This is a genomic window from Streptomyces sp. A18 (assembly GCF_059026065.1).
Window position 1 is genome coordinate 393256 of sequence record NZ_JBWLKL010000001.1, and the last position, 13342, is coordinate 406597.

10 protein-coding genes are annotated in these 13342 nt (G+C 71.4%); 5 read left to right on the top strand and 5 right to left on the bottom strand.

The features are described 5' to 3' along the window. The first annotated feature begins 11 nt into the window (after positions 1-11). The 3 genes from AC5P1C_RS01785 (at position 12) to AC5P1C_RS01795 (ending at position 5006) form a co-directional block, all read left to right on the top strand. Positions 12-1904: an amidohydrolase gene (locus AC5P1C_RS01785; protein ID WP_493863838.1), complete on the top strand. Its 1893-nt coding sequence runs from the start codon at positions 12-14 to the stop codon at positions 1902-1904. A gap of 120 nt (positions 1905-2024) precedes the next feature. Continuing rightward, complete coding sequence (locus tag AC5P1C_RS01790; RefSeq protein WP_493863839.1) at positions 2025-3554, top strand: helix-turn-helix domain-containing protein; 1530 nt, start codon at positions 2025-2027, stop codon at positions 3552-3554. Positions 3555-3656: 102 nt separating this feature from the next. Continuing rightward, complete coding sequence (locus AC5P1C_RS01795) at positions 3657-5006, top strand: FG-GAP repeat domain-containing protein (RefSeq protein ID WP_493863840.1); 1350 nt, start codon at positions 3657-3659, stop codon at positions 5004-5006. Positions 5007-5033: 27 nt separating this feature from the next. On the opposite strand, the gene AC5P1C_RS01800 is transcribed toward AC5P1C_RS01795, so the two are convergent. From AC5P1C_RS01800 to AC5P1C_RS01810, 3 genes are all read right to left on the bottom strand, one after another. After that, positions 5034-5870, bottom strand: a complete 837-nt coding sequence (locus tag AC5P1C_RS01800) for an alpha/beta fold hydrolase (protein ID WP_493863841.1) — start codon at positions 5868-5870, stop codon at positions 5034-5036. A gap of 45 nt (positions 5871-5915) precedes the next feature. Next, positions 5916-6314, bottom strand: coding sequence for a RidA family protein (locus AC5P1C_RS01805; RefSeq protein ID WP_493863842.1), 399 nt, complete (start codon positions 6312-6314; stop codon positions 5916-5918). A gap of 101 nt (positions 6315-6415) precedes the next feature. Further along, positions 6416-7576 carry an acyl-CoA dehydrogenase family protein gene (locus AC5P1C_RS01810; RefSeq protein ID WP_493863843.1) on the bottom strand — a complete coding sequence of 387 codons (1161 nt, stop codon included), beginning with the start codon at positions 7574-7576 and terminating at the stop codon, positions 6416-6418. Positions 7577-7679: 103 nt separating this feature from the next. Here AC5P1C_RS01810 and AC5P1C_RS01815 point away from each other — a divergent pair, with 103 nt between their 5' ends. Both AC5P1C_RS01815 and AC5P1C_RS01820 read left to right on the top strand, forming a co-directional pair. Then, complete coding sequence (locus AC5P1C_RS01815; protein ID WP_493863844.1) at positions 7680-9320, top strand: AMP-binding protein; 1641 nt, start codon at positions 7680-7682, stop codon at positions 9318-9320. A 4-nt stretch (positions 9321-9324) separates the two neighbouring features. Then, positions 9325-10140, top strand: a complete 816-nt coding sequence (locus AC5P1C_RS01820) for a PaaX family transcriptional regulator (protein ID WP_493863845.1) — start codon at positions 9325-9327, stop codon at positions 10138-10140. Here the strand turns inward: AC5P1C_RS01820 and AC5P1C_RS01825 are convergent. Beyond that, the gene (locus AC5P1C_RS01825) at positions 10124-12496 is read right to left on the bottom strand and encodes a bifunctional salicylyl-CoA 5-hydroxylase/oxidoreductase (protein ID WP_493863846.1); all 2373 of its coding nucleotides are present in this window, start codon (positions 12494-12496) and stop codon (positions 10124-10126) included. The genes AC5P1C_RS01820 and AC5P1C_RS01825 overlap by 17 nt on opposite strands. Positions 12497-12498: 2 nt before the next feature. Continuing rightward, complete coding sequence (locus tag AC5P1C_RS01830; protein WP_493863847.1) at positions 12499-13326, bottom strand: enoyl-CoA hydratase family protein; 828 nt, start codon at positions 13324-13326, stop codon at positions 12499-12501. Between the last annotated feature and the right edge of the window lie 16 nt (positions 13327-13342).

Below are 13342 nucleotides of genomic sequence, written 5' to 3' on the forward strand. Positions count from 1 at the left end.
CAGGAGCGCCCATGCCCTCTCCACACCCCTCCCCCCTCTCCCGGCGCGGACTGCTCGCCACCGCCGGCGCCACCGGGCTGATCACCGCCGTGGGCGCGCCCGCCGCGGCTGCCGCGCCCCGGCGGTCCGCGTCCCTCGTCGTGCACAACGCCCGCGTCTTCAGCGGCACTCGGCGGCACGACCACGCGCAGGCCGTTGCCGTCGGGCGGGACGGGAAGATCCTTGCCGTGGGGAGCGACTCCTCGCTGAAGCGGTTCATCGGGCGGGACACCGAGGTCGTCGACGCGCGCGGCGGGACCCTCATGAGCGGGATCCATGACGGGCACGCCCACCCCATGGACGCCGCCAACCGCTCGCTGAAGCCGTCCCTCGCCGGTGCCGAGCAGACCGTCGAGGAGCTGCGGAAGACCCTCACCGGGTTCCTGAAGGACTCCGCCGATCAGGAGCCCGACGGGTGGCTCGTCGTGGAGGACTGGAACCCTGTGGGGCTGCTGCCGCATGGGACCACTCCGCACCACTCCCTGCTCGACGCCCTGCCGACCCGGCGTCCGATCGCCCTGCGCGGCGGCGACGGGCACAACATCTGGGTCAATCAGCGTGCCCTCGACATCGCGGGCATCACCGCGTCCACGCCCGATCCCGTCGGCGGCAAGGTCGTCAAGGGCCCGGACGGCAAGCCGTCCGGCGTGCTCAAGGACGACGCCCAGCCGCTCGTCACCCGGCACATCCCCGAGCCCGACCAGGAGCAGCTCGTCGCCGCCGCCGCGAAGATCCTCGCCGAGGCCGCCGCTTCGGGGATCACCACCTTCATGGAAGCCGTCGTCGGCAAGGGCGAGTTGGGCCTCTACAAGGCGCTCGCCGAGAGCGGGAAGCTGTCGCAGCGCATTGTGCCCGCCCTGCGCATCGACACCGACAAGACGAAGGACCCGGCCGCCGCCCTCGCCTACGCGCGCGGACTGCGGGAGGCGTTCGACGGCGTACGCGGACTGCGGTTCGGCACGGTGAAGGTCTTCCTCGACGGGGTCATCGAGTACCCCGCACAGACCGCCGCACTGCTCGAGCCGTATCTGGACGAGAACGGGAAGCCGACCGACCACCGCGGCGAGCTGTACGTGTCCGCCGCCGACTATGGCCGGCTCACCGCCGCCTTCAACAAGGACGGCTGGCAGATGCACGCGCACGCCATCGGCGACCGCGCGGTCCGCACCTCCCTCGACGGGTACGCGTATGCCCTGCGCGCGACCGGAGCGCGCGGCCTGCGCAACACCACAGCGCATCTCCAACTCGTCGACCCCGCCGACCTGCCCCGCTTCGCCCGGCTCGGTGTCATCCCGTGCATGCAGCTCCAGTGGGCGACCCGCAACACCTGGACCATGGATGCCCTGCTGCCCTACATCGGTGCCGCGCGTCACCGTTGGCAGTACCCGGCGCGCAGCCTTGAGCGGCACGGGGCGCGGCTCGCCGGCGGCTCGGACTGGCCCGTCGATCCGCTCCAGGTGTGGAACCAGGTGCGTACCGCCGTCGACCGGTTCGGGAACGAGGGCGAGGGCGACCAGGGGGATCTGTATCGCGAGCAGGAAGGACTGAGCCGCTCGTCCGCCCTGCTCATGCACACCCTCGGCACGGCGCGTCAACTCCGTATGGAGCATCTCACCGGAACCGTCGAGCGGGGGAAGTCGGCCGATCTGGTGCTGCTCGACCGCGATGTGACGCGGTGTCCGGTGGCCGACATCAGCTCTGCCGAGGTGCGTCTGACGTTGACCGGGGGCACAGTGGTTCATGACGCCGACTCGTCGGCCGGGCGCGCTGCCGCCGCCCGGGTGACGCGCGCGGCGGCGGGGCCGCGTCCTACGGCGCAGGCCGCGGTGCACGGCGGGCGGCATGCCTCGTGCGGTTGCGGCTGACCCGGCGCAGGCAGAGGAACACGGAAGCGACGTACAGGAACTTCCGTACCGAATCGGACGTTTCACGGATGGCCTACCCCGGCGCGCACGTCATCTCATATCTGAGATAACCTGCGAAACATGGCAGACGACTACCTCGTACGTATCGGCAAGCTCATCCGCGACGCCCGCCAGCACAGGGGCTGGACGCAGTCGCAGCTGGCCGAGGCGCTCAGCACAAGTCAGAGCGCAGTGAACCGCATCGAGCGCGGCAACCAGAACATCAGCCTTGAGATGATCGCCCGTATCGGCGAGGCTCTCGACAGTGAAATCGTCTCGCTCGGGTACGCGGGTCCCATGCATCTGCGAGTGGTCGGCAACCGCCGGCTCTCCGGCTCCATCGACGTCAAGACGAGCAAGAACGCCTGCGTGGCGCTGCTCTGCGCCTCCCTGCTCAACAAGGGACGCACGGTGCTGCGCCGCGTGGCGCGCATCGAGGAGGTCTACCGCCTCCTCGAAGTGCTCGGCTCGATCGGCGTCCGCACCCGCTGGATCAATGACGGGGTCGACCTGGAGATCGTGCCACCCGCCGAGTTCGACATGGAGGCGATCGACGCGGAGGCCGCCATCCGGACCCGCTCGATCATCATGTTCCTGGGCCCGCTGCTGCACCACATGGACCGCTTCAAGCTGCCGTACGCGGGCGGTTGCGACCTCGGCACCCGCACGATCGAGCCGCACATGATCGCGCTGCGCCGCTTCGGGCTCGACGTCGCGGCGACCGAGGGGCTCTATCACGCGGAGGTCGCGCGTGACGTCGTCCCGGACCGCCCGATCGTGCTGACCGAGCGCGGCGACACCGTGACCGAGAACGCCCTGCTCGCCGCGGCGCGCAGCGACTGCACGACCGTCATCCGCAATGCCTCGTCGAACTACATGGTCCAGGACCTGTGCTTCTTCCTTGAGGCGCTCGGCGTGAAGGTCGAGGGCATCGGCACGACGACCCTCACGGTGCACGGCGTCCCGACCATCGACGTCGACGTCGACTACTCCCCCTCCGAGGACCCGGTCGAGGCGATGAGCCTGCTCGCCGCGGCGGTCGTCACGGAGTCCGAACTGACCGTGAACCGCGTCCCGATCGAGTTCCTGGAGATCGAGCTCGCGGTCCTGGAGGAGATGGGGCTCGACCACGACCGCACGGCGGAGTACTTCGCCGACAACGGCCGTACGCGTCTGATCGACCTCACCGTCCGGCCCTCCAAGCTGGAGGCGCCGATCGACAAGATCCACCCGATGCCGTTCCCCGGCCTGAACATCGACAACGTCCCCTTCTTCGCGGCCATCGCGGCGGCGGCGCAGGGCAAGACGCTGATCCACGACTGGGTCTACGACAACCGCGCGATCTATCTGACCGACCTGAACCGCCTCGGCGGACGCCTGCAACTCCTGGACCCGCACCGGGTGTTGGTGGAGGGGCCGACCCGCTGGCGCGCCGCCGAGATGATGTGCCCGCCCGCTCTGCGGCCCGCGGTGGTCGTGCTGCTCGCGATGATGGCCGCCGAGGGCACGTCCGTGCTGCGCAATGTGTACGTGATCAACCGGGGGTACGAGGAGCTGGCCGAGCGGCTCAACTCCGTGGGCGCGCAGATCGAGACGTTCCGGGATATCTAGGACCTCATCTCGCGATACGGCGCCCGGCTCTCCTGACACGACTGGGCAACGATCGCCGGTCGTGCCTGGAGATGTGCGAGGGCGCGGTGTTGGGGTGGGTACATGGAAGATCGCACCCTTGTCCCCGGCACTCGCGCCCTCGTCCTGTGCGCCGCACTCGCCCTGTTCGCGGCGGGATGCGGCGAGGGCGCGCCGAGGGCGGACACGTCGCCTTCCCCGGACGGCAACCCGGTGTCGACTCCGACGGCCTCCCGCCCGGTGCCGTCCGACGGCAAGGGGTCCAAGGACCCGGACGACATCAACGGAGACGGACACCGCGACCTGCTCATCGCCGTTCCCTCCGGCAGCGAGAACAAAGACGGCCGGACCGGCGTCGTCTTCGGCTCGGCCAAGGGGCTCGACCCGTCGACCCACGCCGTGTACGACTACGCGCCGGGCTTCGTCACCACCGCCGACCTGGACGGCGACGGCTATCCCGACTTCGTCTCCACCGACCGGTCGACGGAGCGTGAACAGCCGACCGTGGACTGGGGCGGCCCGAGCGGACCGAAGCCCGGCACGGAGGCGACCCGGATCCAGATGCCGGCCGACGTCCCGAACGAGGGGCTGTCCGGTCCGGTGCGGGGCGACTTCGACGGGGACGGGCACCACGACATCGCCGCGGTCCGGCAGGACGGGTCCGTGGCCCTGATGTACGGCCCCTTCACCCGCGCGGGGGCTCCGGCCCGCACTGACTCCCGCCCCGGCGAAGGCAGTTGGCTCGCAGCGGACGACATCGCCCCGTCGGGCGAGCCACGCGCGACCGGCCTCGTCGTCCACGAGGGCAGCGACGGCGAGCAGACGGGCGGGATCCTCTACCCGGCGAGCACCGGAAGCGGCCTCTCCCGGACCTCCGTCGAGCTGCGCGAGGGCAACGCGGTGGCGTGGGGCGACTACGACGGCGACGGCGCCCGCGATCTGGCCATCGGCGACGACGGAAGCCGCAACAACGAGCCGGACACGGGGGAAGAACCGGAGGTGATCGCCTCGCTCGCGGTCTACCCCGGCAAGGGCGGCGAGCCGATCACGCACAAGATCCCGCGCAGCACCAACTCCTACTACGGGCCCGGTGGTTACACGTCGGTCGACCCGGACGGCGACGGCAAGGACGGCATTCTCGTCGCCACGGACAAGGACGCGCTGCTGATCGAGGGCGAGAAGCGCACGAAGATCCTCCGGGAGGGCCCGGCCCGCGCGGACGGCAAGAAGACCCCACCCCGCTGGCGCCACGCCCGCCCGTACGCCGCCGCCGACTTCGACGCCGACGGCAAGGAGGAACTGATCCTGAACTGGGGCACCGGCACGCTCTTCGGCCTGTACGGCGAGCAGCCGACGCACTGGTGGATCACGGACGGCACATCGCCACGGGACAAGACGGCGTTCACCACGACGTCGTTCGAGGGGCGCGGCTGAGGTTCGGCGACCCCCATGCGGCGACCCCTATGTGGCGTCCACGAACTCCCGGATCGCCGCCGCCAGAGCGTCCGGGCGATCCAGCGGGATCAACGTGCGGCAGTCGTCCAGTTCCACCAGGCGGCTCTTGGGAAGCAGTTCGGCGAACCTGCGGCCGTGGGCCGGCGGCAGCATCTTGTCCTGCTTGCCCCAGACGATCAGGGCCGGCCTGTCGTACGTGCGCAGCGCCTCCGCCGCCTCCAGCATCTCCGTCTTGCGCGCCGAGCGCAGATAGTGGATCAGGATCTGTCGGGCCACGGGGTCCGTGCGCAGGGGTGCGATCCAGCGGTCCGTCAGGTCGTGCGGGACGGGGCGGTGCGCCATCAGTGCGTATCCCGTCCCCGGGACGCGGCGCATCGCGCGTACGGACATGACGCGGATCAGGAAGGCGATGCCTCCGGGGAGGCGTGCGGCGACGTCCAGCATCTTGCCGCCCGCGCCCGGCGGGTAGTTGTCGAAGGCCTCGCAGCCCGCGATGACCATCCGGCCCACGCGATCGGGCCGCTCGGCCGCCAGTTGCTGGAGCCGCCCCGCGTCGTTCTCGACGAACACCGCGTCATCGCCGAGCTCCAGCGCGTCGGCGAACTCGCCGATCAGCCGGGCCATGGTCAGTGGCGTCAGCTCGGTGCCCGGTTTCAGCGGCACTCGATGGCTGCCGTACGGAAGGGTCGGCACCAGGCAGCGGAACTCGTCGCCCAGTTCCTCGACGACGTGGCGCCATACGCTGCCGTCCTGGACGAGGCCGTGCAGGAGGACGAGCGGTGTGCCCGTCCCTCCGGTGTCCTCGTACTCGATCGGTCCCACGGTGAGTTCGATCCGTTCCATGGCCGCCCCGATTCCTCGCCGATGGTGCCCTTGACGCTATGCGGCTCAGTAGAGGACCGCCACCCCTTCGAGCTCGACCAGGCACTGCTCGTCCCAGAGCCGCACCGCGCCGATCACCGCCATGGCGGGGTAGTCGCGGCCTGCCAACTTCCGCCAGATACGACCCAGTTGCGGTGCTTGTTCGCGGTAGTCGGCCACGTCTGTGGCGTAGATGGTGACGCGGGCCAGGTCGGCGGGGGTGCCGCCCGCGTGGCGCAGGGCCGTGAGGAGGTTGGTCAACGCCTTCTCGAACTGCTCGGGGAGGGTGGTGGCGGTGACCTTGCCGTCGGTGTCCAGGGCGGTCTGGCCCGCGAGGAAGACGAGGCGGGAGCCGGTTGCGGTGACGGCGTGGGAGAAGCCGGTGGGTGGGGAGAGGTCTACGGGGTTGAGGCGGTTGAGGGGCATGGGGGTGGGGCTCCTTCGGGAGATCTTTCAGCCCGTCCGGCGTTTGCGGACCGGGGTCTGGGGCGGAGCCCCAGTTTCGGGAAGGGGCGGGGTAGGGGAATTCAAAGGCTCTGACCCGAGTACAACTCCTTCGCGATGATGCTCCGTTGAACCTCGCTCGCCCCCTCATAAATGCGCGGCGCCCGCACCTCCCGGTACAGATGCTCCAACAAATGCCCCCGCTGCAAAGCGCGCGCCCCGTGCAACTGGACCGCCGCGTCGACGACATACTGCGCCGCCTCAGTGGCCACCAGCTTCGCCATCGCCGCGCGCCGCGCGATGTCCGGCTCATCGCGGTCGTACGCCGCCGCCGCCGCGTACACCATCAGGCGCGCCGCCTCGGTCCGCGTCGCCATCTCCGCGACCTGATGCGAAACGGCCTGGAGGTCCTTCAACTTGCCGCCGAACGCGTCCCGTTCGGCGGTATGCGCGAGCGTCGCGTCCAGCGCCGCGCCCGCCATGCCGACCGCGAACGCGCCGACGCTGGGGCGGAAGCGGTTGAGGGTCGTCATGGCGACGCGGAAGCCGCGGTCGGGTTCGCCGAGGACGTCGTCATCGGTGACGGTCACACCATCGAAGGCAAGGGCGCCGATCGGGTGCGGGGAGAGCATGTCCAGCGGGGTGCCGGTGAGGCCCGCGCGATCGGCGGGGACGAGGAAGGCGGTGACCCCACGGGCACCCGCGCCGGGGGTCGTACGGGCGAAGACGGTGTAGAAGTCGGCCTCGGGAGCGTTCGAGATCCAGCACTTCTCGCCGGTGAGCCGCCAGGAGGACGGGCCGTCCGGATCGGCGCGCAGGGCCAGGGCAGCGGCGTCCGAGCCCGCGCCGGGCTCGGAGAGCGCGAAGGCGGCGATGGCCCGCCCCGCGCGGGCGGGCGCCAGCCACTGCTCGCGCTGGCGCACGGAGCCGTACGCGGCGACGGGGTGCGCCCCGAGCCCCTGCAGGGCGAGCGCGGTCTCGGCCTCCGTGCAGGCGTAGGCGAGGGACTCGCGCAGGAGGCAGAGACCCAGGGCGCCCGCGGTGGCGTGCGGGGCCCGTGCGGAGCCCCCATCCCCCGCGAACAGGTGTCCCAGCAACCCCAACTCCCCCAGCGCCTCCACCAGCGGACGGTTCACCCGGCCCGGCTCGCCCTTCTCCGCAAGGGGGCGCAACCGCACCTCGGCAAGAGTCCGTAGCTCCGCACACCAGGCGGATTGTTCTGGATTGAGCGAGAATGCCGTCATGCCGGGCCCCTCCTCTATCGCGCACCGTTGACTGTCGTCACCATCACGATACGCTCGTTGTGCGAGCTCACCACAAGCCCGAACGGCAAGGGGGCGACCCGCTGTGGACGCCAAGAGTGCAGTCAGACTCCACCCGTCAGCTCACGTCGACACCTTCGCCCGGGAGCATCTCCCGCCGCCGGAGCAATGGCCCGCGTTCGTCCACGACCGGCCCGAGCTCCATTACACCAATCGCCTCAACTGCGGCGCCGAGCTCCTGGACCGCACGGTCGAGCGGCTCGGCGGCGAGCGGCCCGCGTTCCGTGCGGGCTCCGGCGAGGTGTGGACGTACGACGAGCTGCAGCGCCACGTCGACCGGATCGCGCACGTCCTCACCAGTGAGCTCGACGTACTGCCCGGTCAGCGCGTCCTGCTGCGCGGCCCCACCACGCCCTGGCTCGCGGCCTGCTGGCTCGCAGTGATGAAGGCGGGCGCGGTCGCGGTCACCGTTCTGGCCCAACAGCGCTCGAACGAGCTGGCCACGATGTGCGAGATCGCCGAGGTCGGCCACGCGCTGTGCGACGTCCGCGCCGTGGACGACCTGATCAAGGCCGGGATCCCCGGGCTGAGCGTCACCACCTTCGGCGGCGACGCGGACGACGACCTGCTGGCGCGCGCCGCCGGACAGCCCGATGTGTACGAGGCCGTCGACACCGCCGCCGACGACGTCGCCCTCATCGCCTTCACCTCCGGCACCACGGGGCGCCCCAAGGGCTGTATGCACTTCCACCGTGACGTGCTCGCCATCGCCGACACCTTCGGGCGCCATGTGCTCAAGCCGGGGCCCGACGACGTGTTCGCGGGCAGCCCCCCGCTCGGCTTCACCTTCGGGCTCGGCGGCCTGGTCATCTTTCCGCTGCGGGTGGGCGCCTCGTCGCTCCTGCTCGAACAGGCGGGCCCCAAGCAGCTGTTGCCCGCGATAGCCGAGCACGGCGTGACGGTGCTCTTCACGGCGCCGACCGCCTACCGCGTGATGCTCGACGAGCTGAGCGGGCCGGACGCGCCGGAGGTCACCTCGCTGCGGCGGTGCGTCTCCGCGGGCGAGAACCTGCCCGCCGCCACCTGGCAGGCCTGGCACGAACGCACCGGGCACCGCATCATCAACGGCATCGGCGCCACCGAGCTGCTCCACATCTTCATCTCCGCCGCCGACGACGCGATCCGGCCCGGCACCACGGGCCGGCCCGTCCCGGGCTGGCACGCGCGCGTGGTCGACGATTCGGGGGCTCCCGTGCCGGACGGGGAGCCGGGTCTGCTGGCCGTGCGCGGTCCTGTCGGCTGCCGTTATCTGGCCGACGAGCGCCAGCTCCAGTACGTACGCCACGGCTGGAACGTCACCGGCGACACCTACGTCCGGGACGCCGACGGTTATTTCACCTATGTGGCCCGCGCGGACGACATGATCATCTCGGCCGGGTACAACATCGCGGGCCCGGAGGTCGAGGAAGCGCTCCTGCGCCACCCCGACGTCCTGGAGGCGGCCGTCGTGGGGCGCGCCGACGAGCTGCGCGGGCAGAGCGTCGTCGCGTACGTCGTCCCGCGCTCGGGCACGGAACGGGACCCGGACCGGCTCCGCGAGTTCGTGAAGGGCGAGCTGGTGCCGTACAAGTGCCCGCGCGAGATCGTCTACCTGGACGCGCTGCCGCGTACCGCGACAGGCAAGCTGCAACGGTTCCGGCTGCGGGAGCCGGGGACCGTAGAGTGATCACGTGTCCGAGCAGCACACTCCACGGTCCCTGATCGTCACCTTCTACGGCGCCTACGGGCGCGCGGCCCCCGGCCCGGTGCCCGTCGCCGAGCTGGTCAGGCTCCTCGCCCCCGTCGGCGTGGACGCCCCGTCCGTGCGCTCGTCCGTGTCCCGGCTCAAGCGGCGCGGTCTCCTCGTCCCCGCGCGGACGGCGGCCGGCGCGGCGGGGTACGACCTGTCGCCGGACGCGCGGCAGCTCCTGGAAGACGGCGACCGGCGCATCTACGCGGCTCCGCCGGCCGGGCGGCGGGGCGGCGGCTGGGTGCTCGCCGTCTTCTCCGTACCGGAGTCGGAGCGCCAGAAGCGACATGTCCTGCGCTCCCGCCTGGCCGGACTCGGCTTCGGAACGGCCGCCCCTGGGGTGTGGATCGCCCCCGCGCACCTCTACGAAGAGACCCGGCACACCCTGGAGCGCCTCCAACTCGCCTCGTACGTCGACCTGTTCCGCGGCGAGCACTTGGGCTTCGCGGCGACGGCGGAGGCCGTGGCCCGCTGGTGGGACCTGTCCTCCATCGCCAAGGAGCACGAGGCGTTCCTCGACATGCACGAGCCGGTACTACGGGCCTGGCGGGGCCGCACGGACACCCCGCCGGAGGAGGCGTACCGCGACTACCTCCTCGCCCTGGACTCCTGGCGCCGCCTGCCGTACGCGGACCCCGGACTGCCGGGGGAACTCCTCCCGGACGGCTGGCCCGGGGGCCGGTCCGCCGAGGTGTTCACGGCACTGGACCGGCGGCTGCGGGACGCGGGGGCACGCTTCGTCACCTCCCCAGCTTGAGGCGGGGCTTGGGGGCGTCCGTGCGGCCCGTCTGGGGTCGGCGGCTGCCCGCCCCGTACTGCTTCGGCCAGCTGACTCCCGGTCCGGCATACCCCTGTTCGGCCGCCGCGTGCAGCGTCCAGTGCGGGTCGTACAGGTGCGGGCGCGCGAGTGCGCACAGGTCCGTACGGCCCGCCAGGAGCAGGGAGTTGACGTCGTCCCAGGAGGAGATGGCGCCGACCGTGAGGACGGGGACGCCGGTTTCGTTGCGGATGCGGTCGGCGAACGGCGTTTGGTAGGAGCGGCCGTACGCGGGACGCTCGTCGGAGACGACCTGACCCGTCGAGACGTCGACCGCGTCGGCTCCGTGCGCGGCGAAGGCGCGGGCGATCTCGACGGCGTCGTCCGCCGTGGTGCCGCCGTCGGCCCAGTCGGTGGCCGAGATGCGGACGGTCATGGGTCTGCCGTCCGGCCACAACTCCCTTATCGCGTCGAAGACTTCGAGGGGGAAGCGGAGGCGGTTCCGCAGCGAGCCGCCGTACTCGTCGGTCCGGTGATTGGTCAGCGGCGAGAGGAACCCTGACAGCAGGTAGCCGTGCGCGCAGTGCAGTTCGAGGAGGTCGAAGCCGCTGCCCTCGGCGCGCCGGGCCGCCGAGACGAACTCCTCGCGGATCGCGGTCAGTCCGGCCCGGTCCAACTCGTGCGGGCGCTGACTGTTCTCCTTGTACGGGAGCGGCGACGGCGCCACCAGCGGCCAGTTGCCCTCGTCCAGGGGTTCGTCGATGCCCTCCCACATCAGCTTCGTCGAGCCCTTGCGGCCCGAGTGGCCGAGCTGGACGCCGATCGCGGTGCCGGGCGCCTGGGCGTGCGCGAAGTCGGTGATCCGGCGCCAGGCTTCGGCCTGTTCACCGGTGTAGAGCCCGGCGCAGCCCGGCGTGATGCGGCCCCGCTCGCTGACGCACACCATCTCGGTCATGACCAGGCCCGCGCCGCCGAGCGCCCGCGCGCCCAGGTGGACGAGGTGGAAGTCTCCGGGGACGCCGTCCACCGCTGAGTACATGTCCATGGGGGACACAACCACGCGGTTGCGCAGGGTGAGGTCGCGGAGACGGAAGGGCGTGAACATCGGCGGCGTGCCCTCCGGGCAGCCGAAGTCGCGCTCGACGGACCCGGTGAAGTGGGCGTCGCGCAGCCGCAGGTTGTCGTGGGTGACGCGGCGGCTGCGGGTGAGGAGGTTGAACGCGAACTGGCGTGGCGGCTGGCCGAGGTAGTCCGGAAGGCGCTCGAACCACTCCAGGCTCGCGCGGGCGGCACGCTGCGTGGACTCGACGACGGGGCGGCGCTCCGTCTCGTACGCGGCGAGGGCGGTGGCGATATCCGGCTGCTCCTCCAGGCAGGCGGCGAGCGCGAGGGCGTCCTCGACGGCGAGCTTGGTGCCGGAGCCGATGGAGAAGTGGGCGGTGTGGGCGGCGTCGCCGAGCAGCACCGTATTGCCGTGAGACCAGCGCTTGTTGACGACCGTGCGGAAGTTGATCCAGGCGGATTTGTTGCCGCGCAGGGCCCGGCCGTCGAGGGCGTCGGCGAAGATCTTGGCGCAGCGCTCGGTCGACTCCCCCTCATCGAGCTCCGCGAACCCGGCCGCTTGCCACACCTCTTCGCGCATCTCGACGATGACGGTGGACTCGCCGGTCCCGGCCGTGGAGAACGGGTAGCCGTGCAGCTGCATCACGCCGTGCTCGGTCTCGGCGATCTCGAAGCGGAAGGCGTCGAAGGCGAAGTCGGCGGCGAGCCAGATGTAGCGGCAGCGGTGCGTCTCGACGCTCGGCCCGAAGGCGTCGGCGTGCGCCTCGCGCGTGAGACTGTGCACGCCGTCCGCCGCGATCACCAGGTCGTACGCGGCGGACAGCTCGGATGCGGGCGGCGCCTCGGCACGGAAGCGCAGGTCGACACCGAGGTCCCGGCAGCGCTCGTGCAGGATGCCGAGCAGCCTGCGCCGCCCGAGCGCCGCGAAGCCGTGCCCGCCCGAGGTGTGCCTACTCCCCCGGTGCACGATGTCGATGTCGTCCCAGCGGACGAACTCGGCCTGCAGCGCGGCGTAGACGACGGGGTCGGCGTGCTCGATGCCGCCGAGCGTCTCGTCCGAGAGGACGACGCCGAAGCCGAACGTGTCGTCCGGGGCGTTGCGCTCCCAGACGGTGATCTCGCGCTCCGGGTCGAGCCGCTTGAGGAGGGCCGCGGCGTAGAGCCCGCCGGGGCCACCGCCGATGACGGCAATGCGGTGCGCCTCGGACACGGACCGCCCGGCGGCCGCAGGCCGCTCGCTGGGGGGTGGCTTCTTGCCTCGCGGCAGCAGTCCGTCCCCTCGCGTCTCGCTCATGGTCAGCGCCCCTGCCACTTGGGCGGGCGCTTCTCCGTGAAGGCCGCGTGGAATTCCTTGTAGTCCTCGCCCGTCATGAGGAGCGCCTGCGTGGCCGCGTCCAGCTCCACGGCCGCGGCGAGCGGCATGTCGAGTTCGGAGGTGAGCAGCGCCTTGGTCTGCGCGTACGCGAGGGCGGGACCGTCGGCGAGGCGGCGGGCCAGGGCCTGCGCGGCTTCGGCCGCCTTGCCCTCGTCCGTCAACTCGCTGATCAGACCGATGCGTTCGGCCTCAGGTGCGCGCACCGGATCGCCGAGCATCAGGATCCGGGTGGCGTGGCCGAGGCCGACGACGCGGGGCAGGAGGTACGCGGCGCCCATGTCACCGCCCGACAGGCCGACCCGCGTGAAGAGGAAGGCGAACCGCGCGGAGGGATCCGCGATGCGGAAGTCCGATGCGAGGGCGAGCACGGCACCGGCGCCCGCGGCCACCCCGTGCACGGCGGCGATCACCGGGAAGGGGCACTCACGGATGGCCCGGACGACCTGTCCGGTCATGCGGTTGAAGTCGAGCAGCTGCGCGGTGTCCATGCCGAGAGTCGCGCCGATGATCTCGTCGACGTCACCGCCCGAGCAGAAGCCGCGCCCCTCTCCGCCGAGCACCAGCGCGCGTACGGACTTGTCGCGGGACAGCTGGGCCAGGAGGTCGCGCAGGTCGGCGTAGGCGCCGAAGGTGAGCGCGTTCAGTTTGTCGGGGCGGGCGAGGGTGACCGTGGCGACCCCGTCGTCCACCTCGAAGCGGAGGTGCTGCCAGTCGGGGGTGCTCGGGATGGAGCCGGTGAAGGGACTCATGGCGACGTGCGGCCTC